Origin of the sequence: Microbacterium alkaliflavum, assembly GCF_044325405.1 — a bacterium.
Lineage (GTDB): Bacteria > Actinomycetota > Actinomycetes > Actinomycetales > Microbacteriaceae > Microbacterium > Microbacterium alkaliflavum.
This window is the reverse complement of the sequence record NZ_JBIQWL010000004.1, coordinates 267,985-293,024: the sequence shown is the minus strand read 5'-3', so window position 1 is coordinate 293,024 and position 25,040 is coordinate 267,985. Positions and strand designations below refer to the sequence as shown.

At 71.0% G+C, this 25,040-nt stretch carries 17 protein-coding genes; 11 read left to right on the top strand and 6 right to left on the bottom strand.

Annotated features, from left to right (window positions below; translation table 11 throughout):
* Window positions 1–5 precede the first annotated feature (5 nt).
* On the bottom strand, window positions 6–2,027 hold the full coding sequence (locus tag ACH3VR_RS13205) for a DUF4082 domain-containing protein (RefSeq protein WP_397556773.1): 2,022 nt from the start codon (window positions 2,025–2,027) through the stop codon (window positions 6–8).
* Window positions 2,028–2,261: 234 nt separating this feature from the next.
* Window positions 2,262–3,224: a zinc metalloprotease gene (locus tag ACH3VR_RS13200; RefSeq protein ID WP_397556772.1), complete on the bottom strand. Its 963-nt coding sequence runs from the start codon at window positions 3,222–3,224 to the stop codon at window positions 2,262–2,264.
* 102 nt (window positions 3,225–3,326) lie between these two features.
* Here ACH3VR_RS13200 and ACH3VR_RS13195 point away from each other — a divergent pair, with 102 nt between their 5' ends.
* Together ACH3VR_RS13195 and ACH3VR_RS13190 are read left to right on the top strand one after the other, a co-directional pair.
* Window positions 3,327–3,914: a dihydrofolate reductase family protein gene (locus ACH3VR_RS13195; RefSeq protein WP_397556771.1), complete on the top strand. Its 588-nt coding sequence runs from the start codon at window positions 3,327–3,329 to the stop codon at window positions 3,912–3,914.
* Between the two features lie 51 nt (window positions 3,915–3,965).
* Window positions 3,966–5,381 (top strand): HNH endonuclease signature motif containing protein, encoded by a 1,416-nt coding sequence (locus ACH3VR_RS13190; protein ID WP_397556770.1) that lies wholly within the window; start codon window positions 3,966–3,968, stop codon window positions 5,379–5,381.
* 18 nt (window positions 5,382–5,399) lie between these two features.
* Here ACH3VR_RS13190 and rlmN read toward each other — a convergent pair whose 3' ends face one another.
* The gene (gene rlmN / locus ACH3VR_RS13185; protein ID WP_397556769.1) at window positions 5,400–6,659 is read right to left on the bottom strand and encodes a 23S rRNA (adenine(2503)-C(2))-methyltransferase RlmN; all 1,260 of its coding nucleotides are present in this window, start codon (window positions 6,657–6,659) and stop codon (window positions 5,400–5,402) included.
* A gap of 280 nt (window positions 6,660–6,939) precedes the next feature.
* On the opposite strand from rlmN, the gene ACH3VR_RS13180 reads away from it, so the two are divergent.
* The 6 genes from ACH3VR_RS13180 to ACH3VR_RS13155 all read left to right on the top strand — a co-directional run bounded on the left by ACH3VR_RS13180 (window position 6,940) and on the right by ACH3VR_RS13155 (window position 20,700).
* Window positions 6,940–10,557 (top strand): adenylate/guanylate cyclase domain-containing protein, encoded by a 3,618-nt coding sequence (locus ACH3VR_RS13180; RefSeq protein WP_397556768.1) that lies wholly within the window; start codon window positions 6,940–6,942, stop codon window positions 10,555–10,557.
* Window positions 10,554–17,594 carry a hypothetical protein gene (locus ACH3VR_RS13175; protein ID WP_397556767.1) on the top strand — a complete coding sequence of 2,347 codons (7,041 nt, stop codon included), beginning with the start codon at window positions 10,554–10,556 and terminating at the stop codon, window positions 17,592–17,594. Before ACH3VR_RS13180 ends, ACH3VR_RS13175 begins: the two co-directional genes overlap by 4 nt.
* A gap of 23 nt (window positions 17,595–17,617) precedes the next feature.
* On the top strand, window positions 17,618–18,157 hold the full coding sequence (locus ACH3VR_RS13170) for a Pycsar system effector family protein (protein ID WP_397556766.1): 540 nt from the start codon (window positions 17,618–17,620) through the stop codon (window positions 18,155–18,157).
* A 147-nt stretch (window positions 18,158–18,304) separates the two neighbouring features.
* On the top strand, window positions 18,305–19,168 hold the full coding sequence (locus ACH3VR_RS13165; protein ID WP_397556765.1) for a hypothetical protein: 864 nt from the start codon (window positions 18,305–18,307) through the stop codon (window positions 19,166–19,168).
* Window positions 19,169–19,189: 21 nt separating this feature from the next.
* Complete coding sequence (locus ACH3VR_RS13160) at window positions 19,190–19,828, top strand: LysE family translocator (RefSeq protein WP_397556764.1); 639 nt, start codon at window positions 19,190–19,192, stop codon at window positions 19,826–19,828.
* Entirely contained in the window at window positions 19,828–20,700 is an 873-nt protein-coding gene (locus tag ACH3VR_RS13155; RefSeq protein WP_397556763.1) for an HAD family hydrolase, read from the top strand. The genes ACH3VR_RS13160 and ACH3VR_RS13155 overlap by 1 nt, the downstream gene beginning before the upstream one ends.
* A 117-nt stretch (window positions 20,701–20,817) precedes the next feature.
* Here the strand turns inward: ACH3VR_RS13155 and ACH3VR_RS13150 are convergent, their stop codons facing one another.
* From ACH3VR_RS13150 to ACH3VR_RS13140, 3 genes are all read right to left on the bottom strand, one after another.
* The gene (locus tag ACH3VR_RS13150) at window positions 20,818–21,648 is read right to left on the bottom strand and encodes an SDR family oxidoreductase (RefSeq protein ID WP_397556762.1); all 831 of its coding nucleotides are present in this window, start codon (window positions 21,646–21,648) and stop codon (window positions 20,818–20,820) included.
* 129 nt (window positions 21,649–21,777) lie between these two features.
* Window positions 21,778–22,554, bottom strand: a complete 777-nt coding sequence (locus tag ACH3VR_RS13145) for an enoyl-CoA hydratase/isomerase family protein (RefSeq protein ID WP_397556761.1) — start codon at window positions 22,552–22,554, stop codon at window positions 21,778–21,780.
* 8 nt (window positions 22,555–22,562) lie between these two features.
* Window positions 22,563–23,324: an SDR family NAD(P)-dependent oxidoreductase gene (locus ACH3VR_RS13140; RefSeq protein WP_397556760.1), complete on the bottom strand. Its 762-nt coding sequence runs from the start codon at window positions 23,322–23,324 to the stop codon at window positions 22,563–22,565.
* Window positions 23,325–23,461: 137 nt separating this feature from the next.
* On the opposite strand from ACH3VR_RS13140, the gene ACH3VR_RS13135 reads away from it, so the two are divergent.
* From ACH3VR_RS13135 to ACH3VR_RS13125, 3 genes are read left to right on the top strand one after another with little or no spacing between them, the layout of a single operon-like run.
* Window positions 23,462–23,806 (top strand): DUF488 domain-containing protein, encoded by a 345-nt coding sequence (locus ACH3VR_RS13135; protein ID WP_397556759.1) that lies wholly within the window; start codon window positions 23,462–23,464, stop codon window positions 23,804–23,806.
* A gap of 4 nt (window positions 23,807–23,810) precedes the next feature.
* Window positions 23,811–24,536 (top strand): phosphotransferase, encoded by a 726-nt coding sequence (locus ACH3VR_RS13130; RefSeq protein WP_397556758.1) that lies wholly within the window; start codon window positions 23,811–23,813, stop codon window positions 24,534–24,536.
* Window positions 24,533–25,021 (top strand): SRPBCC domain-containing protein, encoded by a 489-nt coding sequence (locus ACH3VR_RS13125; protein ID WP_397556757.1) that lies wholly within the window; start codon window positions 24,533–24,535, stop codon window positions 25,019–25,021. The genes ACH3VR_RS13130 and ACH3VR_RS13125 overlap by 4 nt, the downstream gene beginning before the upstream one ends.
* Window positions 25,022–25,040: the final 19 nt, after the last annotated feature.

Sequence of the window (25,040 nt, the reverse complement as noted above, 5' to 3'; positions counted from 1 at the left end):
TCCCGTCACTTGATCGTCGAGTTCGTGAAGACCGGAGTGCCACTACCCAGGTAGAAGATGCCGGGGTAGTTCTCGAAGCTCTGCGGCGTCGGCTGCCCGCTCGGGGCGTAGGTGTTGCCCGAGCTCACGGAACTGTCGATGTAGAGCTTCCCCGTCAGGCTGTTGCTCACGAAGAAGATCGCACTGCCGCCCGCCTTGGCACTGTTGGCCTGGATCCGCGAACCCGAGATGCGCAGGTCGTAGGTGCCGCCGTCGGTGTAGATCGCTCCGCCGCTGCCACCGCCGACTGTGCCGGCATGGGGCGGGTTCGCGCAGCATCCCACCGCATCGTTGTCGGTGATGAGGGTGTTGACGACCGTGATCGGCGTGCGCAGACCGCTGATCGCGCCGCCGTTCGAACAGTCGTTGCCGAGGCCGTCGGCTCCGCCGAAGGTGCTGTGCACGATCGCGACGGGATCCTGATTGCGAGCGGCCAGGGACTCGTCGAGGTCGTTCGGGGTCGCCGAGTGCTGGGCGAGCACGCGGATCGCGCCGCCGCCGATGTCGGGACCGGTCGGGTTGCACGTGTTGCCTGTGAAGACCGAGTCCACGACCTTCAGGCGACCGCCCAGCGCGAAGATCGCGCCGCCGCCGTTCGATCCCTTGCCGTCGCTGCCCGGCGAGACGTAGGTCTCGTTCGTCGCATTTCCGTCGGCCATCGTGATCCGCTGCACCGTGACGCGCGGCCACTGCGGCGCGTAGAGGCAGTTGCCGGCTACCGAGCCGAGCGACGTGTCGCACGTGTCGATGTAGAGGATGCGCCGAGCGTCACCGCCTGAGAGCGTGACGAGCCCGCCACCGTCGATCACGAGGTTCTGAACGCTGTTGCGCACCTTCAGCGTCTGCGTGAGCGTGATCGTGACGGGATTCGGGCCGCAGTTGAACGTCACGACGCCGCCCGCCGAGGCGGCCGCGACCAGGGCCGCAGACGTGCAGCTCGCCGGCGTGCCGGTTCCGACGACGTGGTCGGGACGGCTCACGTCCTCCAGCCCCATCCCGGCCGGCACCGTCGCCGTGCCGTCCGGATTGCCGGGCTTGAACCCGGTGGGCGTCGGTGTGGGCGTGGGGGTCGGGGTCGGCGTAGGCGTAGGCGTCGGGGTGGGTGCCGGTGCGGCCGTGGTCGTGAACGTCCGGTCGACGGTGGATGCCGAGCTGTTGCCCGCCGCGTCGACCGAGCGGACGCGATAGTGGTAGGTCGTGCCGGCCTGAAGGCCCGTGATCGTCTGGCTGTGCGCCGTCACGCGTGTCTGATCGAGCGCCGTCGAGGTGCCGTACGCCGACGTCGTGCCGTAATCGACCTGCGTGGTCGCGGCCTCGTTCGTCGTCCAGGCGACGGTGGCGGAGGTCTGGCCGACACCGGATGCCGACACGGCGCTGATCACGGGCGCCGTCGTGTCCGTCGCCGCCGTCGGCACGAAGAGCACATCCACGTAGTAGTTGGAGGCGTTGTAGCTTGCTGACGGGAACGCCGATGCTGTGCCGTAGCGGTACACGCCGCCGTTGGCCGGCACCGTGAGGGAGCCGCGGGTCTGGGTGGCCGTCAAGGCAGTCGTCGCGACGGCGTAGTGCCCGAGCGGTGCGTAGTACGAGGCGACGTACCGAGTGCCCTTCGTGACCGGGACGGGAGTCGCGAATCGGACCGTCTGCCACCCCGACGCCGTCTCGCCCTGGAACGTCGCCTTCGCGAGGCGGGACCCGGATGCGGACCACAGGCTGCCCGTGTGCGTCCCGCTGTTGCCCGTGCCCTTATAGAAGCGGACGCCCGTGATCGTTCCGCTCACCTGCGGAACGATCGTCAGCCCGAGTTCGACCGCCCCCGAGTCGGCGAATGACGTGATGAGGGGCTTCTCGGAACCGAAGAAGGTCGTCTCCGTGGCCGCCGACGCGGACGTCGCAGCCCCGATCGCGAAGAACGCCATCACCGCCGCGAGGAGGATCGCCACCCCCCGCGCGAAGGGTCCGGTAAGGGGAGGGTTGCCTCGAGCCATGTCACATCCGTTCTGGGCGGCATCCAGCGGCCTCGCGGGGCAGCGGAACACTGCTCCGCGCGAAGAAGGCGAGCGTGGGGTCGCCAGCGGTGCCTTCGACAGACTGACATGCGCACGCACAGGCACCCGGGGTGTGAGAGAAGTCTCATGCCCGGACCCGCGGCGCCCCGCGGGGTGTGAGAGAAGTCTCATGTCCGCGCGGACCTGGAGCATGCGGTCCGCGCGGCGCTCGGGTCAGCCGGCTCCGCCGGCGCGGAAGTCGATCCACGCGTCGTTCATGCGCTCGACCTGACCGGCCGTGAACATGTTCATGCACGAGTCCTGCGTGTAGTCCATGAAGTTGTGGATCGGGTCGAGCCCGGGGGCGGAGCAGGTGTCCGCGCCGATCGGGCAGTCGAACTGCGGGAAGGCCTCACGGGGAGTGTCGGTGACGAAGTCGTTGCTCGCGGAGCAGCCGGACTTGAAGGTGTGCTCGAGCATGAGCCAGTGGCCGACCTCATGGGTCAGGGTGTCGCCTTCGGAGTACTTGCCCGCCGTTCCGCCCGGCATCGATTCATCGAGCATGACGACCCCGTCGATGAAGTCGCGGCCCTTGTTGTAGCCCTTGGGGAAGTACGACCAGCCGAGGAGGCCGCCGCCGATGTTGGCGGTGTAGACGTTGAGCGTCGTCGAGTCGCCCTCGTAGAGCGCGGCCTTCATGTCGCGCTCGCCCTTGCCTGGTGTGACCACGTACCACGCCGGATTGACGGTGTAGGTGATGTGGGTCAGGTCGAACCGGAAGGGCGAATCCGAGGCATCCGGTGCCGTCTTCCCCGAGTACGAGTCGTTGAGAACGGTCATCTGAGCGCTGATGAGCCTCTCCCATCGAGCCGTCTCCTGCGCGGAGAGCTGATGGTCGGACACCACGTGGAACACGGTCGGGATGTGGACGCTCCCGTTCGGCATCCGCGGCGCGTCTTTGATGACGCCGTAGGCGTTGGCCTCGTTGTCGGGGTAGAGCTTCGGCTCGCTGACACCGGTCGCGCCGTCGCGCACGCGGGCGCCGTCGTTCGTGGATGAAGCATCCGTCGCGCAGGCGGCCGCACCCGCCGACGGCGCGGCGGTGGCCGGTCCGGGTGACCCGACGGCGGGAATCGTGATCGTGATGAGCGCTGCAGCGGCGATGATCGCCCAGCGGACCTTGGTGAGGCGTCGCATGGAAGTGGCCTTTCGGGTAGACCGTAGCTGGCGCCAATCTAGCCACGGTCTCGTCCGGGGTCGAGAGCCCTCGGCGTCGATGAGCGATCCGAAGGAGCAAGGATGACCGGCGAAAGCACGGACCGAGGTCGACTCATGGTCGACTTCATCACCTCGCTGGACGGCTATGCATCGGCCGAGGGGTGGCCCGGTTGGTGGGGCCTGGAGGGACCGGAGTACCTCGCCTGGCTCGACGAGCAGCCCGAGCGCGACCACACGATCCTGATGGGCGCCACGACCTACCGGCTCATGTCGGGCTTCGCCGTCGAGGGCGCGGAGGGTGAGTCGATCGACTTTCTGGCCCGCACCCCGAAGGTCGTCTTCTCCTCGACGCTCGAGGCACCGCTGTCCTGGCCGAACAGCCGTCTCGTGACGACGGATGCTGTCGAAGCCGTCCGGGCCATGAAGGCCGAGGGCGAGTCCCTGCGCACGATCGGCAGCCTGGCGCTGTCCCGGTCCCTCCTCGAAGCAGGCCTCGTCGACCGGTTCCGGGTCGTCCTCTTCCCCGTCATCACAGGAGCGACGGGTCGTGAGCGCATCTACGACGGCTACCCCGATGTCGGTCTCGAGCTCGTCGAGACCCGCACCTTCGACGGACGCATCCAGCTGCTCGACTACATCCCCTCGCTTCTTGTGAAGAAGGGTGTTTGACCGGCTGTTTTTCGGGTCGGGAATGTCGGAACCCCTCGGCAGAATAGGGGCATGGACTTCCCCACTGCAGACCTCCGGGCGCTCGCCGATGCCCTGGGCGATGCAGTGGGATCGGCGCTCGCCGGTGATGCGCAGCAGGGCCTTTCCGATGCCGAACTGGTCGCGGCTGTGCGAACCGCGGAGGATCTGGGGCGAATCGTGGATGCCACCCGACTGGCGCTCGCGGGCGAGATCGGTCGACGCGCCGACACAGAGTACGGCGATGACCGCATCACGGCATCTTTCGGCTGCGGTTCGGCCGCCGAACTCATCGAGCGCGCGACGCTCGTGTCGGGTGCGACGGCTCGTGCGCGGCTGCGCACCGCGAAGGCCGTCACGAGCCGGCTCACTCTGACGGGCCAGTCCCGTCCTGCCCCGCTCGAGCACGCACGCATCGAGATGGCAGCAGGAAGGCTCAGCACCGATGCCCTCACCACTGTCGTCGATGCGCTGCGGCCTCTGCTGGGCCGGTGCTCGGCCGACGAGATCGCCGCCGCCGAGTCCGAGCTCGTCCGCGCGGCCGTGGGTGACGACGAGACCCCGGCCTGCGGCATCCATGAATTGCAGATCATGGCCACGACGTGGGCGCTGTTCCTCGATCCCGACGGCACCTTGCCGGATCAAGAGCACGCCGAGCGCAACCGAGGACTCCGGATCAGCCACCGGTCCCACCGGGGGCTCCGCCGAGTGCATGGCGATCTCACGGAGGACGTCGCCGCGCAATTGGATCGCCTGCTCGACGCGCACCTCAACCCGCGGGTGCAGGATCGCGGCCCTCGGTTCACCGACGCAGACGACAGCGGCGCCCCTGACGAGCACGTGCACGATCCGCGCACTGTCGATCAGAAGCGCCACGACGCGCTCGCGTCAATCCTCTCGGCAGCGGCATCCTCAGCCGAGACCCCGACGCTCGGCGGAGCCGCACCGACCTTGATCGTCACGGCCACGGAGGCGGATCTCGCGGCACCGGACGGCGTCGCGTTCATCGAGAGCGCCGGCGGACCGGTGGCCGTCCCGGCGTCGTTCGCTCGACACGCCGGGTGTCACGGAACCATCCACCGGCTCACGCTCGCCGAGAACGGCTCGATCGTCTCGCTCCGCATCGAAGACCGGGTTTTCAACCATCGACAGCGCAAGGCACTCGGCGCCCGCGACGGCGGCTGCATCATTCCCGGATGCTCCGTCCCCGCCGCCTGGTGCGAGGTGCATCATGCGATCGACTACGCGAACGGCGGCCCGACCGACACGGCGAACGGCGTCCTGCTGTGCTGGCACCATCATCGGGGAATCGAGACCAGCGGATGGGAGATCCGCATGGTCGACGGCGTCCCCCAGGTGAGACCACCCGCATGGGTCGACCCGCAGCGAAGATGGCGCGGCCCGAACCGCCTGCTCAGACAGGAACTCGAGAGGGCCAGATCGGCGTAGACCTGCAGCGGCGCGCGATCAGTCCTCGAGAGGGGTCGCGGCAGCGACGCGCTCGTCCTCTTCCGTCGCGACGAGCTGGCCGCACGCGCCGTCGATCTCCTTGCCGCGCGTGTCGCGGAGGGTCGTCGGGATGCCGGCGTCATTGAGGCGACGCACGAACTCGTTCTGCGCGGCCTTCGTCGACGAGGTCCAGATCGAGCCCGGCGTCGGGTTGAGCGGGATCGGATTGACGTGCACCCAGCCGCGTCCGCGCGCGTTGAGCTTCTCGGCGAGGAGGTCGGCGCGCCACGGGTGGTCGTTCATGTCCTTGATGAGCGCGTACTCGATGGAGACCCGGCGACCCGTGCGGTCGAAGTAGCCGCGGGCGGCGTCGAGCGCCTCGTCGACCTTCCACCGGGAGTTGACCGGGATGAGCTCGTCGCGCAGCTCGTCGTCGGGCGCGTGCAGGGAGAGCGCGAACGTCACGGGGATGTCCTCTGCAGCCAGCTTGTGGATCGCCGGCACGAGGCCGACGGTCGAGACCGTCACACCGCGCGCGCTCATGCCGAGCCCGTGCTTCTTGTCGGTCATGACGCGGACGGCCTGCATCAGGCGCGCGTAGTTGGCGAGCGGCTCGCCCATGCCCATGAAGACGATGTTGGTGACGCGCTCGTCGGGATGCTCGGCGGGGCCGAGCCCGCCCTCGCGGATGAGGCGGTTGGCCCGCACGACCTGCTCGATGATCTCGGCGGCCGACATGTTGCGCGTGAGGCCCGCCTGGCCGGTCGCGCAGAAGGGGCAGTTCATGCCGCAGCCCGCCTGCGACGAGACGCACAGCGTGATGCGACCGGGATAGCGCATGAGCACCGACTCGACGAGGGCGCCGTCGTGCAGCTTCCAGAGGAACTTGATCGTGTCGCCCTTGTCGGTCTGCAGCCGCCGCACTTCGGTCAGCAGCGCCGGCAGCATGCCGTGCACGAGCTCTTCGCGCCCGGCCGACGGCAGGTCGGTCATGAGCGCCGGGTCGTGCGTGTAGTGCTCGAAGTAGTGCTTCTCGAGCTGCTTCGCGCGGAAGCCCGGCATCCCCAGTTCCTTGACCTTCTCGACGCGCTCGTCGGGCGTGAGGTCGGCGAGGTGCACGGGCGGCTTGCCGCGCTTGGGCGACGCGAACTGAAGCAGGGGCCGCCCCTCGGCATCCTTCTTCTGCGTCCATCCTTCGGTCGCAGGCCTCACCTGCGTCACGGGGCCGAGAGTCGACGCGGAACGCGCCGGACGGGCGGGAGGGCGCGTCGAAGTCATGCCTCCAGGGTAGGCGACCCGTCTGCGCGAAGTCTGGTGGCCGCGGCGGGAAGATCGCGGCGCGTTCCCTGGCGTGGCGCGGAACCACGATCCGTGAGAGTCTTCTCATCATCACGACGCCGCGTTCCGGCATCCCCCCGCCCGGCCGGGTGCTGGCGTCCCCGAAGGAGGGTTTTCGCTGAACGCGCACGTCGCCGCCTCGGCGCTGAGCCCGCGCCTTTTCCATGGGCTCGCCGACGACGCGGACGGGATCGTCCGGGTCGAGGGCACCGCTGTGGTCGTGGACATCTCCGGCTTCACGACGCTGTCGGAGCAGCTCGCCGCCGCGGGTCGGGAAGGCACCGAGCAGCTCATCGCGACGCTGTCGCGTATCTTCACGGTGCTGCTGCCCGTGACCGACGACGGCGGCGACGTCGTCAAGTTCGCCGGAGACGCCCTCTTCGTGCTGTTCACCGGCCCCGAGCACGCCCGCCACGCGGCTCACGCGGCGTGGAACATGAACCGCGTCCTGACCGCGATCGGCGACATCCACCTGCCTTCGGCACGCGCGAGACTGCGGATGTCGGTGGGCGTACACACCGGCACGTTCGACTTCTTCGTGACGGGCGACGGCCAGGTCTCCGTGGTTCTGACCGGCCGCGACACGTCGCGGGTGATCGAGCTGCAGTCCGCCGCGGAGGCGGGGAAGATCCTCGTCAGCGAGGAGACGGCCGCGCAGCTGCGCCCGGCGCAGGTCGCGAAGGAGGAGTCAGCCCCGGGCGCGCGGCGGCTCCTCAAGGCGGGCACGGTCGCCTCGACCTCCCTCATGGCGCTCAGCGTCGGGCGCACACAGGCGGCCGAGCGGTTCCTTCCGCGCGCCTTCGCGCAGCGCCCCGACCTGCTCGGCGCAGAGCCCGATCACCGGTGGGCGGCGATCGCGTTCATCCAGGTGTCGGGCGTGCCCGATCGTCCCGATCTCGACGACCTCGCGCGCATGGACGCGCTCACCCGCCTCGTCGAAGAGGTCGCCGCCGAGACGAACGTGACGCTCCTCGACGTCGACCCCGCCATCGGCGGCTACCGCTACTTCCTCACGGCGGGTGCTCCGACCACGATCGAGGATCCCGAGGGCCGTCTCGTGAGCGCCGCGCTGCGGATCGTCCAGTCCGGCGGCGCCTACGGGCTGCGCGCGGGCGTGACGTCGGGCCGCGTCTTCGCGGGCTTCGTCGGCGCGATGTACCGGCAGACCTATACCGTCATGGGCGATCCGACGAACCTCGCGGCGCGCCTCACAGCGCGGGCCGAGCCCGGCACGGTGCTCGTGGCGCGCGCGGCGCTCGAGCGCACGAGCCGCGCGTTCGAGTCCGACGACGCCGGCACGATCACCGTCAAGGGCAAGTCGCAGCAGATCCCCGTCGCGGTCGTGACGGGGCACGGCGGCGCGACGAGCCTCGCGACGCAGCAGACGCCGTTCGTCGACCGGATCGCCGAGCTGGAGCGCCTTCGCACCCTCCTCGCGGACGCCTCGGCCGAGAAGGGCCGAGTGCTCACGATCACGGGCACGGCGGGCGTCGGCAAGACGCGCCTGCTCGAGCACATCCTCGACGAGACGCCGCTGCCGGTGCTGCGGGCATACGGCGATCGCTACGGCGTCAACACGCCGTATCGCGCCCTGCAGACGCTGCTGCGACCCCTCCTGCGCATCCCTCCCGCCGCGCGCCCCGCCGAGGCCGGCGAGCGGCTCGCACAGGTCGTCGCAGATCACTTCCCGCAGCTCACGCCGTGGCTGCCGCTCCTCGCACCGGCGGCGGGGGCGCACGCCGAGCCGACACCGGAGTCCGAGGCCCTCGACGACGCGTTCCGCGCCGAGCGCACGGCCGAGGTGATCTCGGAGTTCCTCCTCGCGCTGACGGCGGGACCGGGATGCCTCGTCCTCGACGACGCGCAGTGGGTCGACCCCGCATCGGCCGCCGTGCTGGCCGAGCTGATCCAGCGCGACACCCGGCATGCCGTGCTCATCGTCCGGCGCCCCGGCGACGGCGGCGTCCAGCCGCTCGGCGAGGAGCTCGCACTGGCGGGGCTCCCCGACGACGGCATCCGCGACATCATCGAAGCGGTCGCGGGCCGTCGCCTGCTGCCGGCCGATGCCCGCCCGCTCGTCGCCCGCGCCGAGGGCAATCCGCTGTACGCCATCGAGCTCGCGACGGGCCTCGTGTCGGGCGACGACGCCCTCGGCATCGAGCAGCTCATCGGCGAGCGCATCGACGCATTGACCGAGAGCGAGCGCACGACGCTCCGCCGGGCGGCCGTGCTCGGCATCCGCATCCCCCTCGGCCTGTACATCAAATGCGTGGGGATGCCACTCATCTCGGGCGGCCTCGGATCGTTCCTCGAGCTCGGCGCCGACGGGGTGTCGTTCCGCAGCGAGCTGTTCCGCGACGTCGCCTACGACCAGCTGACCTTCCAGGCCCGACGCGAACTGCACCGCGCCGCGGCGGCAGCTCTCGAGGCCGATCCGGCCCTCGGCGGCTCCGCCCGCAACGTCATGCTCGCGGCCCATTACGAGGCGGCGGGCGACTGGGATGCCGCGCACCGCGCCGCCCTCGCAGCAGCCAAGGCCGCCGAGCAGGCGTACGCGCTCGAGGAGGCCGTGCGCAGCTACCGGCTCGCCGTCGAGGCGGCTCGGCGCTCGGCCGGCGACGAGGACCTGCCCGCGCTGCTGGAGGCCCTCGGACGCGTCTCGATCGCGGGAGGCTGGGCGAAGGAGGGCCTCGAGGCGTTCTCGAGCGCCCGCAAGCTCATCTCGGACACCGTGCACCGTGCCCGCATCGACCACGAGCGCGCCTACGCGCTCAACATCCTCGGCCGGCACGACGAGGCTGTGCGCGCCCTGCGCGCGGCACGCCGCGCGCTCACCGGAGCCGGCCCCGACGGGCAGCGGGTTCTCGGCGCCGTCGCGGTGACCGAGGCAGGTCTGCGTCTGCGCCAAGCGCGCTGGGCGGACGCGCGCGGGCTCGCGGCCGAGGCGATCTCGCTGCTGGACGGACTCGCCCACGACGACACGGCCAAGCGCGTGCTGGCCGACGCTCTGCGCTACCAGGACATCGCGGCAGGCGAGCTCGAGGGCGATGCCGCCATGGTGAACCTCGCCCGCGCCCTCGAGCTGTACGACCAGACGGGCGACGAGGTCTCCAAGGCGAAGGTGCTGAACATCCTCGGCGTGCGGGCGTACTTCCGAGGCGATTGGACGACGGCGGCGACTCTGTACGACCAGAGCCGGATCGCCCTCGAAGCGGCCGGCGACGTCGTCGGCGCCGCGATCTCGTCGGCCAACGCCGCCGAAGTGCTCGTCGACCAGGGCCGCATCGCCGAGGCGCGGCCGCTCGTCGCCGACGCGCTGCGCGTCTTCGAGGCATCCGACAATCCCTACCTCATCGCGTTCGTGACGGGATTCGCGGGCCGCATCGCGCAGCAGGACGGCGACAGCGACGCGGCGCGCGCGGCTTTTCGATCGGCCGCCGACGGGTTCGCGGCCCTTGAGGAGTCGGATGCCGTGCTCGATGCCCGTGTGCGCCTGTTGGAGGCGACACTCGACGCGCGAGACCGACCCGCCGCGGAAGGCCTCGCGGAAGCCCTCGCCGGTGTCGACGGCGGCCCCCGCCACACACGACAACGGGCACGCCTGGCGGCTCTCGCCGGCGATGACAACGAGGCGCTGACCCTGACGCTCGCAGCGGTCGAGGATGCCTCCGCGACGCCGCTCGAACGGGCGCTGTCGCTCGCGCAGCTCAACCACCTGCGGCCGGATGCGGCGGTCCGCGGCGAGGCCGAACGGCTGCTCGCGTCGCTCGGCATCGTGAACGCCGCCCAGATCCTGGATCGCTCGCCCTTGCCCTCCGAAGCGGAGCATGCCCGATGAACCCCGCTCCCCTGCCCCGACGGCGGATGCGCTTCGGCGCCACCGCGGCCATCGGCGCCCTGCTCGTCTCCGGCCTGGCCGTCGTCACGCCCCCGGTCACGCCGTCCGCAACGGCCGCCGTGACGCCGCCCGACGGCTCAGAGGTCTTCCGCGTCTCGCAGACCGACGCGGGCTCCTCGACCCAGCCGTATCTCACGCCCGACGGCCAGCGCGTCTTCTTCACGTCGACGGCAGGCGATCTCGTTCTGGGCGACACCAACGGGGTCTCGGACGTCTTCGTCTCGGTCGCCGCGCAGGGTGGCGACGACCCCTTCTCGGGCGCACCGGCCCTCGTGAGCCTCCCCGACGACTCGCTCGCGGCGACGCGCGCCGACGGCGCGAGCTCGGAGCCCGTCTCGAGCTCCGACGGCCGCTACGTCGCCTTCACCAGCAGCGCGACGAACCTCGTCGCCGCAGGCGGAGCACCCGGCCGCACGAGCATCTACGTGCGCGACACCCTGCTCGGCAAGACGTTCCGGGTGCAGGGCGCGAGCGAGCCGGACGGCCCGTCGTACGACGCAGATCTGAGCGACAGCGGCCGGTACCTCGTCTTCACGTCGGACGCGACCGATCTGACGCCGGGCGACACCAACGGCGCTCCCGACGCGTTCTTCGCCGACCTCGACGCCAACGGCGACGGCATCCTCGGCGACCTCGCGATCACCCGCTTCTTCGGCGACGTGGCGGTGGAGGGCGGCACCACGCAGGCCCGGATCAGCGGCAACGGCGCCGACGTCGTCTTCACGGCGCACACCGATGCGCTCGCGGGCGGCGGCACGGCCGGCAACTACGTCTATCACGCACCTGTGCAGAGCCTGCCGAGTCTCGGGTCCGGCGGATCGAACCTCGTGGGCCGCAACGCGCACAACCCGACGATCGACGCGACCGGCCGCACGTTCGCCTTCATCGACGACAGCCAGTGCGACAGCAAGCCGGCCGTCATCGCCGGCACGATCGACGGCAATCTCTACTACGCCGCCCTCGGCACGATCCTCACCTACCGTGACGTGGGCTACATCGCCGACCCCGTCCTCTCGGCCGACGGCAGCCGCGTCGCGTGGACGACCACGGTCCCCGAATACGATTTCACCGGCCCGGCCGCGGAGCTCGCCACCCCCGTCGTCCGCACGCAGGAGATCGCCTGGAACGACTCGCGAATGGCGATCGACTGCTTCGGGATCATGCACGAGTGGCAGGACCTCGCGGAGGGCACCGAGGCCTCGGTCTCCGCGTCGGCCCGCACTGTCGCGTACAGCGCTGCGGCGCCCGCGGCATCCACCGTCTTCGCGCTCGACACGCACCGCCACGAAGGCCTCTCGGTCTCGAGCACGCAGGGTCAGCTCATCACTCCCGGCTTCATGACCTCGGTCGAGATTCCCGACATTCCGCTCACGTCGCTGCGCGGCTACGCATCGGCGATCGCGAACGCGCCGATCTACCATCTGCCGATCTACCACCTGCCGATCCGTCGCCTACCCATCTACCACCTGCCGATCTACCACCTGCTGCTCTCGGATTCGCCGATCTACCATCTGCCGATCTATCACCTCCCGATCTACCACCTGCCGATCTACCACCTGGCCTATCCCGGCGGCTGGGACGACGTTCTGGCCGACACCCCCTTCGCGGGTGAGCTCATCCAGAGCGTGACACTCGACCAGATCCTCACGTGGGCGCAGCAGACCCTCGCGCCGGGCTCGACCGCCACCGACGCCGAACGCGCCGCCGCGACCCGCATCCAGAACCTGACGCTCGGCGACGTGGAAGTCGACGGCAGCGCCCTCGATTCGCTGACCCTCGCGGCGTACGTCCTCGGCGACGCGCCTCTCGAGGAGGTGCCGCTGGCGGGCGACGGCGGTCCCCTGGCGCGGTGGCAGGCTCTCGTGGACGGACAGGGGCTCGGCTTCCAGGTGGAGGCGGGCATGTTCCTCGCCGACCTCGACGCCGCGGGGCTCGACATCGAGCGCTCGGGCGTCGACGCCGTCCCGCTGCGGGCCCTTCCCGTCGCGAGCACGATGATGAAGTACCTCGACCCGTCGGATCTCTTCCTGCCCGACACCCCGCTCGGCGCCGTCGACGTCTCGACCTTCGACGAGTCGGCGCGCATCGCGCTGTTCGGCCGAGCGGACGTTTCGGGGCCGCTCTCGGGCTACTCCGGAGCGTTCCTCCCGGACGCGACGGTGGCCGACCTCGCCGCCGGGGCCCCCGCATCCGTGACCCTCGGCATCCTGCTGATGTCGATGCTCGATCGCGAGAGCTACCCGTGGGAGCAGATCGCGGCGTCGTCGATCGACCCGAACCTCGCCGAGGCGTCGACCGAGTCGACGGGCTGCGACGATCGCGTCCGCTGCGACCGGGCGGCGCAGTTCCAGTACACGTTCGACCCGGGCCCCGGTGAGCCGGCGACCTTCGCGGCGCCGACGGCGACCCTGACCTCGCCGGCGGGCACGGCCCCCTACCTGTCGTACATCTCCTGGACGGGCCCCGATCAGTTCGACGGCGGACCGAACGGCGGCACCCGGCAGGTCGACGCGGAGCGCACTCGCGTGCCCCTGCCGGAGACCTCCGGCGGCACGGTGGTCACGATCCGGACGTACTATTCGGCCACGACTCAGCCGGGCGAGACCCATGCCCGGGGCGAGCTCACGAGCGGTTCGCTGTCGGCTTCCGCCGACCTCTTCGGCGACGCGCCGCTCGAATCGTTCGACAACCCCGCGCACAACCTGGACGGCGACCGCCCGGCCTCGGCGATCCCCCTCAGCCCGAGCGAGATCTACTACGAGTGGATCTCGCCGCAGTGGCGAGCCCTCGACGACGACGGCAAGCGCGTCCACGGCCCCGCGCAGGACGAGGACTACTACGTCGTCGACGCGCCACCGGCGGGCAAGCGCCTCGTCGTCTCGACGAACGCGTCTGACGGGCAGATCTCGCTCTCCCTGTACACCAAGCCGAGCGATCAGGGCTCGCTCGGCGTCGCCGACGCCGGTCCTGCGCCCGGCACCGCCGTCGCCGAGCAGAGCGGTCCCGTGGGCCAGGCGGCGCAGGCCGGCCCCGACGCCGCCGTTCCGATCGCGGGCCAGACGCTCGTCGACCAGACGGTCGTGGGCGGCGACGGCGCCGCGCAGGTGGAGGCCGCGCCGACGGATGCCGCCCCGGGCCAGCAGATGCTGGTGCGCGTCACGAGCGGCAACCACCAGCCGAGCTCGGCGCTCTACTCGCTGCGGGTGCAGTACCTCGACGAGACGCCCGAAGTGCAGTGCACGCCGTGGGCGCCCGCGCAGACCGACGACCCGGGCGTCACCGGCTTCAACGACGACATCACCGACACGACGAACACGCTGTACCTGTTCGATGCGAAGCGCTACGGCGACACGTACGGAGCCGGAGAGTCCGACCGCGTGCGCGACGCGCTCGTGACGCTCACCGGCGACGGCCACGTCGGCGCCGACCGCGTCGACGGAGCCGTTCTCTCCATCGACACCGACCCCGACGTCGAGACGGCGCGGAGCGCGCTCGACGGCAACCCGTGCTCGATGTCGGCGCGCGAGCAGCTCGCATCGGCCATCAACCGCTTCGTGGGCCGGCAGCTCGGCGACCATCGCTCGCAGATCACGTCGATCGTGGTCGTGGGCGGCGACGACATCATCCCGCTCGCGCCGGTCGCGCAGAACACGGCGCAGTTCACCGAGGTCAGCCACGCCGACGACCTCCGGCTGAAGCAGACGCCCGCCGGCGAGCCGTGCCCGCCGCCGAACGGCGTCGAGGACCCCTGTGAGACGCCGCTGTCGGCAGCCGCCCGCACGTCGCACATCCTGACGGACGACCCCTACGGACTGGCGAAGTCGTACGACACGCTCGGCGGCCACCTCTACGTGCCGTCGGTCGCGCTCGGCCGCCTCGTCGAGACCCCCGACCAGATCATCGCCACGGTCGACCGCTTCGTCGCCTCCGACGGCATCGTCTCGGCCGACTCGACCCTGACCGGCGGCTACGGCGCCTGGGCGGAGCTGCCCGGGGAGGTGACGCAGTCGCTCGCATGGCGCTCGTCGGTCAACCAGCAGTTCACGACGCCGTGGACCGCGACCGACCTCGAGAGCAAGCTGTTCCCGACCGACACCGACGCCCCGAAGGTCGTCTCGGTCAACACGCACGCGAACGAGACCCAGATGCTTCCGGGCGTGCCGGGGGCGGAGTCGGGACGCTTCTCCGACAACGACCTCTTCCTCGCCGCCGGCCACGAAGACGCGGCGTCGCTCGCAGGCTCGCTCATCTTCGGCATCGGCTGCCACGCGGGCAACAACCTGCCGACGTCGTACTACGGCGCCGTCACCGACTGGGTCGACGTCTTCTCGCAGGCGGCCGGCTACGTCGGCAACACGGGCTACGGCCTCGCGAACAACGTGACGACGGCGCTCGGCGAGCGGCTGCTCAGCCTGTACTCCGACTGGCTGGGCGTCTCCGTCGACGGTGATCAGGTCTCCTCGGGCGCCGCGCTCACCTACGCGAAGCAGTCCTACCTCGGCGGCCTCGGGCTCTATTCGGGCTACGACGAGAAGGCGCTCATGGAGGCGGTGTACTACGGCCTGCCGATGTACACCTTCACCGACCCGGTCAAGACCGAGATGCCTCTTCCCGAGGCCCCCGACCTGCAGGTGTCCACGAGCGGCGGGATCACGACGGCGGCGCTGACCTTCCAGCCCGTGTATCAGCAGCAGACGACCACCGACGGCGGCTCGTACTACACGGTCGACGGCAGCGCCGTCGCCGTGCCGACTGCGCAGGGCATCCTGCCGAGCATCGTGCGGGTCCTCCAGCCACAGCCCGGCCTGGTGCCGCGGGGCGTCATCCTCACGTCGCTCACGACGCAGACGCAGCTGGGCACGCCGGCGCTCGCGGCGCCCACCGTCGGCGTTCCGCAGCAGACCGCGACGGCCGCGGGGTCGGCCTTCCCGTCGTCGTACGCCACGATCACGCACCAGGAGACGCCGGCGGGCCCCGTCGACCTCCTCGTGATCACCCCGGCGCGCGTGCAGGTGTCGCAGGCGGGTCAGGGTTCGACCGAGCTGTTCACGGACTTCACGGCCGAGATCGTCTACGGGCCCGACACCTCGACCGACACGACCCCGCCCGTGATCGACGCGGTCGGCGTCCGCGGCACCGGTCTCGAGGTGCACGCCTCCGACACGAGCGGTGCCATCGCGTCGGTCATCGTCCTCGTCCAGCCTCAGGGCTCGGACGAATGGCAGCGCGCGACGGTGCGCGCGGTCACCGACGACGGCGCTCCTTATTGGGTGGCCGACGTCCCCGACGGGCCGTTCCGCTGGATGGCTCAGGTGGTCGACGCCGCGGGCAACGTCGCCACCGACACGTCGCGCGGGCACCTCGACGTCGAGAACGCGGCGCCGCCGACGCTCGGCGATCCGGGCCCGGACGCCACGGTCCCGCTCGGCCAGCGGCTCCTCCGCGGCGTCGAGGTCACCGACGCCGTCGCGGGTGAGCGGCTCACAGCCACGACGACGGTGATGGATGCCGCGGGCCGGCCCGTCGCGTCGGCGCCCGCGACCGTCGAGGCCGGCTCCGACGGCACGACCCGCGCCCTCGTCGACCAGCCGATCACGAGCCCCGGCTCGTTCACCGTGACGCTCAGCGTCTGCCGCGGCGGCGCCTGCACGACGAGGTCGTTCGCCGTGAAGACTCCGGCCGTCAACGAGGCACCGGCCGCGACCGTCGCCCTCACGTCCGACACCAATCCGACCGAGCCGACCAGCGTCCTCACCGCGCACGCCACCGGCACCGACCCCGACGGCGACCCCGTCGCGGTCGCCTACGCGTGGATGCGCAACGGCATCGCGATCCCGGGCCAGGCCGCCGCCGCACTCGACCTCGACGGCATCGCGCAGACCGGAGACGTCATCCGGGTGACGGTCACGCCGAACGACGGCAAGACGGACGGGCACGCGGCATCCGACGAGGTCGTCGTCGGCGACGAGGTCGTGCCGCCCGCGGCGCCCACGATCACCGCGACCGCGACGACGAGCGGCGGCGCGTACGCAGACGGCGCCTGGAGCACCTCGGCCGTCACCGTCGCGTTCGCCTGCACGAGCGGCGCGCCGCTGCTCCAGCCCTGTCCCGCGCCGCAGACCGTCGGCACCGACACCTCCGCGGCGGGAGTCCCGGTCACGGGCACCATCACCGATCTGCTCGGACGGACCGCGACGGCGTCGGTCCTCGTGCGCGTCGACACGACCGCCCCCGACCTGAAGCCGGTCGTGACGCCGCCGAACGTCGAGGTCGGCGGCACGGCCACCGCGACGCCGAACGCGACGGATGCCTCGTCCGGCGTCGCCTCGCAGTCCTGTGACGATCCGATGACGGCGACGGCGGGCACGGCATCCGTCGAATGCCGCGCGACCGACGTCGCCGGCAACTCCGCGACCGCACTCGCGTACTACACCGTCGCAGAGCCGATCCCGACGCCGACCCCGACTCCCCCGCCCGGTCCGACGCCGAGCCCGACGACTCCGGCCGCGCCGCCGTCGACTCCGACCACGAGGCCGGCCTCGCCCGCGCCGCGGACGGGCACGGGCGGCGGATCGACCGGCGGCGGATCGACGGGCGGAAGCGTGCTGCCGCTCCTGCCCGGGCTCCCCCTGCCCGACCGCCAGCCCCTCGGGCCGCTGGCCGCCGACGGATCCAGCGTCTTCGCGCACGGCTCGGGCGTTCCGATCATCTTCCGCGCCTACGCCGACGACGGCACCGCGATCGGCACGAAGGGCTACGTCGCCGGCGTCGTGCTGCTGTCGTCGCAGGCGATGCCGGCGAGCACGAAGGCGACCGAGGCGTATTTCCTGCCGTTCGGCTTCGTCTACGCCGACGCCGCCGACCTGTGGCTCGGCTCGATCCCGACGGCAGACCTCGACGGGGGTCGCAGATACACCTACCGGGTCGATCTGGCCGACGGCACTTCGTTCACCGTCACGTTCGGAGTGAGCGGTTGACGGCGCTGGAGGGGAGCGCATCCATGCCCGACGAGAGCACGCACCTGCCCGACGAGAGCACGCACCTGCCCGATGAGAGCACGCACGCCCTCGCGACCGAGATGCTCGCCGAAGTGATGATCGAGATCGAGCGCGCGGATCAGAAAGCGTCGCTGCTCATCGGCAGCCTCGGCATCGCCTTCAGCATCGTGCTGAGCGGCATGCTCGGCGGCGGCTGGTCGCCGGCCGATGCGGGAGCGTTCGCCGTCGTGCTCTGGACGATCGGCGGGCTCGCCGCCGCGGCATCCGTCGTCACGGCCTCGCTCGCCGTGTGGCCGCGCCTGAGCAAGGGACCCGGCCCCGGCGCCATCACCTATTGGGGCCAGATCCGCGGGATGAGCTCGCCGCAGGCCGTCGCCGAGGCTCTCGCGACCCGCGGGCTGCCGTCGCCCGAGCGCACGTATCAGCAGCTGCTCGTGCTCTCGGCCGTCGCGCAGCGCAAGTACCGCAACATCCGCCAATCGATGGTGCTCGCCGGCATCGCAGCCCTCGTGGTCGTGGTGTCGTTCTTCATCGTCATCTGACCCGCCCGCAAGCACCCGACGAGGGCTACCGTGTAATCGTGAGCGACATCGACGTCGCCGAGCGCGACACCCGCAGGACCGGTCCCGCAGAGGGCCTCGCCGCGACGCGCGCACGCGAGCGTCGGGGCGGCTGATGGAGCGGCCGACATGGATGAAGCGACCCGCGCCGAGCTCGCGGAACTGAGACGCAGGGCCTACGGCCCTCAACCCGACATCCTCGGGGATGCCGTCGCGATGTCGCGACTCACCGAGCTCGAGAGCCTCGCGCACGGCGACCACACCCCGCCCCCGCTGGACGAAGGCGTGCTCTGGGTCGATCGGCGCGGCAGCGAGACCGTCGATCCGGCTCAGGCGCACGACGCGGGCCGAGAAGGAGAGCGGGATGCCGCGCCCGTCGCCGTCGCGACGATCGAGACGCCGTCCGCCGTCGTCGACGACGACGAGCCGGCCCCGAAGGCGCGGCGGCGCCGACGCGGGGCGGGCATCGCCTTCGCCGCCGCTCTCGTCGCCGTGCTCGTGGGCGCCGCCACCGCCGTCACGCCGTCGACGCTGAGCAGCGACCGGGTCGCCGTCGAGACGACGCGGTCGGCGTACACGCTCGCGCGCGACGAAGACGCCGTCGTGCTCATCCAGGTGCCGCTGCACAACGTGCTCGGCACGGAAGGCCAGCTCCCCCTGCCGTCGGACACGCCCCCGTTCCCGACGAGCGGCAAGACCCTGTGGGCGGAGCACCTCGGGTCGTATTACGGATGGCAGCTGTGGATCGGCGCCGCGAAAGGCATGCTCCAGGAGGAGCAGTGCATCCTGGTCGCCCGTGCGGGAGTAGGGAAGGGCCGTTGCGTCGTCGCGCCGCTGCGCTCGCAGAGCGCCCTCGCCGTGACGCTGCCGTACATCTCGGTCCCCGTGGAGGACCGGCCGGCGGCGCTCGCGCCCGGGATGCGGCTCGGCTTCTGGTGGTTCCACGACTCGGCCGTGACGGTCGTGCTCGCCGCCGCACCCGAGGATCGGTGAACTCGGGACTATCGTTTCAGGGTGGTCCCGATCGAGAATCTCCTCGCCTTCACGCTCGCGGCCCTCGTGCTGATCGTCATCCCGGGGCCGAGCGTGCTCTTCACGATCGGCCGCGCACTCGCGCTCGGCCGCATGGGCGGCCTCCTCAGCGTGCTCGGCAACGCCCTCGGCCTCCTTCCCATCATCGTCGCGGTGGCCCTCGGCATCGGCGGCATCGTCGCGAGCTCGATCGTGCTCTTCACGATCGTCAAGGTCGCCGGCGCCCTGTACCTCATGTACCTCGGTGTGCAGGCGATCCGGCATCGGGGCCGCACCGCCGAGGCCGCGACGAATGGCGCGCTTCCGCGGTCGCATTGGCGTCAGCTCGGCGAGGGATTCCTCGTGGGCATCACCAACCCCAAGACGATCGCGTTCTTCGTGGCAGTGCTGCCCCAGTTCGTCGACCTCGGCGCGGGCGCCGTACCGCTGCAGATGATCGAGCTCGGGCTCGTCTTCTTCGCGATCGCGTTGATCTCCGACGGCATATGGGCTCTCGTCGCCGCGGCCGCCCGCGACTGGTTCGGCCGCTCCCCCAAGCGCATCGCGCGGCTGTCGGCGACCGGCGGCGGGCTCATGATCGGCCTCGGCGGCATCCTCCTCTTCACCGGGAACAAGCACTGATGACCACGACCCCGCCCCGCCCGGACCGCCAGCGCATCGTCTTTCTCGACGTCGACGGCACGATCCTCGAGCACGGCTCCCACGTGAGCCCGTCGACCGGCCCGGCCATCCGCGCGCTGCGCGCCGCCGGGCACCTGGTCTACCTGAGCACGGGGAGGTCGGCCTCCGACATCCACCCGAACGTCGCCGAGATCGGCTTCGACGGCGCCGTGACGAACTCCGGCGCACTCGTCGTGTCGGATGGAGAGGTGATCGTCGACCGTCCGCTGTCGCGGGCCGCGACGGACCGCATGCTGACGGCGATGCGCAACCGCGGCATCCGCTACTTCCTGCAGACCCGGGATGCCGTCTATGCGTCAGGCGACATGGCCGAGCTGATGCGCGACTATGCGGCGGCGCTCGACGCGCGCGTCGCGGCGGGCCAGGAGGTGCGCCCCGAGGACTCGCTCGTCGGCCTCGCGGAGCGCACGTTCCCGAGCGCCTCGGAGGCGGACCTCACCCGAATCGACAAGGCCGTCTTCGTGAGCGACCACCCGGAGGGACTGGAAGAGCTGCGCGCCGACCTCGGCGACGAGTTCCTCGTCGTGCCGGGGAGCATGCCTCTTCCCGGCGGCTCGAACGGCGAGATCAGCGAGCGCAGCACCACCAAGGGCTCGGCGATCGAGCTGCTGCTCGCGCACCTCGGCATCGACTCCGCCGACGCGATCGCGGTGGGCGACAGCTGGAACGACATCGAGATGTTCCAGGTATGCGGCGTCTCGGTGGCGATGGGCAATGCGCAGCCCGAGCTGAAGGAGCTCGCCGACTTCGTCACGACCGACGTGCTCGATGACGGCATCGCGAACGCGTTCCGCCGCCTCGGGCTGATCTGACTCGCAGCCGGTCTGCGCAAGGCGGCGAGACAGGGGATCCTTGTCGAGCCAGGTGTCGGCGTCCCCGGCTTCGATGCGAATCCCCTGTCTCGGCGAGTGAGGGGATTCGCATCGAACTCAGTCGAGGAAGATGTCGGGGAAGAGCCGGTCGTCGGGCGTGCCCGGCACGGCGGCGTAGCCCGAGAAGTCGGTGACGCCGGCCTCGGCCAGCACGTCCTCGACGATGAGCGTCTGCCCCGTGTACTCCCGGGCCGGCTTCGTGAGGATCTCGTACGCGGCGTCGGCGTAGATCTCGGGCGTGCGGCTCGCCTTCATCATCATGTCGCCGCCGAGCGCGAACTGCACGGCCGCCGTCGCGATCGTCGTCCTCGGCCACAGCGTGTTGGCGGCGATGCCGTCCTTCGCGAACTCAGCCGCGAGGCCCAGCGTCGCCATCGTCATGCCGTACTTCGCCATCGTGTAGCCCGTGTGCGCGCCGAGCCACTTCGGCGAGAGGTTGAGCGGCGGCGACAGCGACAGGATGTGCGGGTTGGCGCTCTCGCGCAGGATCGGCACAGCGGTGCGGGACAGGAGGAACGTGCCGCGCACGTTGACGTCCTGCATGAGGTCGTACTTCTTGGCGGCGAGGTCGAGCGAGCCCGACAGGTCGATGACGCTCGCGTTGTTGATGACGGCGTCGATGCCGCCGAACTCGCCCTGCGTCTCGAGGACGGCCCGCGTGATGTCGTCGTCATTGCGCACGTCGCCGACGATCGGAAGCGCCCGACCGCCGGCATCCCGGATCTGCTGCGCCGCCGTGTGCACCGTGCCCTCGAGCTTGCGGTGGGGCGTGTCAGTCTTGGCGACGAGAGCGATGTTGGCGCCGTCGCGCGCCGCGCGCAGCGCGATCGCGAGGCCGATGCCGCGGCTGCCGCCCGACATGAGGATCGTCTTGCCGGCGAGTGTCATTGGGTCTCCTTCAGGTCTACGGTCCCGAGCTTCTTTCCGCGAGCCGACACAGATGCGTCGAGCCGACACGGCTTCAACCGTCTGTGCCGTATCGGCTCGTGCGGACTGTATCGGCTCGACATGGGGTGGTCAGGACGAGCGCTTGGCGGATGCCGCGGCGAACGCCGCGACTCGGGTGCGCGACTCGTCGGTGTCGAAGCGGGCGCCGATCGACGCCGCCTCGTCGTGCAGGTTGACCTCGAACGGGCGGTCGGCACCGACGCGCACGAGGCGCTTGGCCTCGCCGAAGGCGGCGGTCGCGTTCGCGAGCCAGAAGTCGGCGACGGCGCGGGCGCGATCGGCGACCTCGGCGGCGGGCACGACCTCGGCGACGAGGCCCCAGTCGAGGGCCGTCGCGGCGTCGATCGTGCGGTCCTGCAGCAGCAGCTGCAGCGCGCGGCGCTGGCCGATCGCGGCCGGCAGGAGGGTCGAGACGCCGAGGTCGGGTGTGAGGCCGATGTTCGCGTACTTGCTGACGAACTTCGCCGACTCCGACGCGACGACGTAGTCGGCGGTCAGCATGAGCCCGAGCCCGCCGCCCGCGACGGCGCCCTGCACCGCCGCGACGATGGGCTTGTCCGACAGCGCGAACGTGCGGATGCCGTCGTGGATGATGTGCGCCGTCTCGGTGACCTCGACGCCGGAGGCACCCGAGGTCGCCATCGCGATGACGTCTCCCCCGGCGCAGAAGGCGGGGCCCGCGGCATCCAGGATCACGGCTCCGACCGATGCGTCCGACGTGAGCTCGTGCGCGACGTCGCGCCAGCGCCGCCCCATCTCGAAGTCCATCGCGTTGAGGAAGGCGGGGCGGTTGAACGTGACGCGGGCGAGGGCGCCCTCGCGCGCGACGAGGATCGAGTCGCTCATGCTGCTCCTTACTTCGGCGCCATGCGGATGGCGCCGTCGAGACGGATCGTCTCGCCGTTGAGATAGCCGTTGTCGACGATCGCGAGCACGAGCTTCGCGTACTCGTCGGGGCGCCCGAGGCGCTGCGGGTAGGGCACCTGCTGTCCGAGCGACTCCTGCGCCGCTTCGGGCAGGCCCTTCAGCATGGGCGTCTCCATGATTCCGGGGGCGATCGTGAGCACCCGGATGCCGTAGCGCGCGAGCTCCCGGGCGATCGGCAGCGTCATGGCGTGCACGCCGCCCTTGCTCGCAGAGTACGCGGGCTGGCCGATCTGCCCGTCGAACGCCGCGACGCTCGCGGTGCTGACGATGACGCCGCGGTCGCCGTCGGGCGTCGCGTCGGTGGTGGCCATGGCGGCGGATGCCTGGGCGATGACGTTGTAGGTGCCGATGAGGTTGATGCGGATGATCCGCTCGAAGTCGGCGAGCGGCGAGGGGTTTCCCTCGCGGTCGAGCACCTTGGCGGGCGGCGCGATCCCTGCGCAGTTCACCACGACCCGGAGCGGGCCCGCGGCCGCGGCCTGCGTGACGGCCGCGGCGACCTGCCCGGGATCGGTGACGTCGGCGGGCGCGAACGTGCCGCCGAGCTCTTGCGCGACGTCTCCCCCCGCCGAGGTCGGCAGGTCGAGGATCGTGACGACGGCTCCCGCCGCCGCGAGCCTGCGCGCGGTGGCGAGGCCGAGCCCGCTCGCGCCGCCCGTCACCAGCGCGGCTGCGCCCGTGATGTCCATGCGTTCTCCTTCGAACTCGAATGTGGCATCCAGTCCCAGCATAGGCGGGACTCCGTCTCACGGTGACCGCCAGTCATCGACCTCCAGGCTAGCCGGGGAGGGTGGCGCCGCGGGAGGGTGCGGAGTTGACTGGAGGCGTGGAGATCCGACTCAAGCGCGTGTACGACGAAGCGTCGCCCGATGACGGGTTCCGCGTGCTCGTCGACCGCCTCTGGCCGCGGGGCGTCTCGAAGGATCGCGCCGCGATCGACCTGTGGGCGAAGGATGCCGCGCCCACCGACGAGCTGCGGCGGGCCTTCCACCAGGACGGCATGGACTGGGACACCTTCGCGGCGGCGTATCGCGCCGAGCTCGCGACCAACCCCGCCGTTGCGGAGCTGCGCACGGCGATCGCGGACGCGGCCGTCGTGACACTGCTGTTCGGAGTGCGCGACGAGCTGCACAACCACGCCGATCTGCTTCGCGAAGCCCTGCTCGACTGAGCTCGTGTCGATCCCGCTCGCAGCCGTCATGGTCCCCGAGCGCGTGCGCGCGCTCGCGCGGGGTGCGCAGCTCGAGCCGGTGTGGCAGAACGAGATCGGCGGCGTGACGTTCCGCACCTCCGACGGCCGCCACATCAAGCACTCTCCCCGCAACCTCGAGACGTCGTTCGCGGCCGAGGCGGAGCGGCTCGACTGGGCACGGCGCTGGACCGCCGTGCCGCGCGTGCTCGAGGTCGGGGACGACGAGACGCACGAATGGATCGTCACGGCGACGATCGACGGCGAATCCGCCGTGTCTGCGCGCTGGCTCGCCGTGCCGCAGATCGCGGTGCGCGCCATCGGCGAAGGGCTGCGCGCGCTGCACGACCGGCTTCCCGCCGCCGAGTGCCCGTTCGACTGGTCGGTGCCCTCGCGTCTCGCGAACGCGGCGGGGAGAGGCATCCGCCTTCCCGCGCGGTTCGGCGACGCGCCCGCCGTCGATCTCCTCGTCGTGTGCCACGCCGACGCGTGCAGCCCGAACACGCTGCTCGACGCCGACGGGCGCTGGCTCGCCCACGTCGACCTCGGGGCGCTGGGCGTCGCCGACCGCTGGGCCGATCTCGCCGTGGCATCGATGAGCCTCGAGTGGAACTATGGTCCGGGATGGGAGGGCGCGTTCTTCTCGGCCTACGGGATCGAGCCCGACCCCGCGCGCATCGCCTACTACCGGGAGCTCTGGAACGCGACATGACCGCCATCCGCACGGGTATCGTCACCACGATCGACGGACAGCCGAACCTCGTCCTCACGCGCACGTTCGGCTCGCCCGCCGAGGCCGTCTGGCAGACCTTCACGGAATCGGACCGTCTGCGCGACTGGATCGGCTACTGGGAGGGCGATCCGACGACCGGGCACGTGTCGTTCTTCATGACGGCGGAATCGGATGCTCCCGAGCCGTCGCGGTACACGATCGTCGAGTGCGACCGTCCCCGCCGCTTCGGGGGCGACACCGGCCTCTGGTATCTCTGGCTGGAGCTCGAGGAGGCGCACGGCGTCACGACGCTGCGCTTCGGCCAGCGCCTGAACCCCGGCGAGGACATCGGGTCGATCGGCCCCGGCTGGGAGTACTACCTCGACCGCGCCGAGGCCGCTCACGAGGGCCGGGATGTCTCGGCCATCGCATGGGACGACTATTACCCCGCTCTGCGCGACGAGTACGTCGCGCTCACGCCCTGACCTGACTTCCGAATCTGTC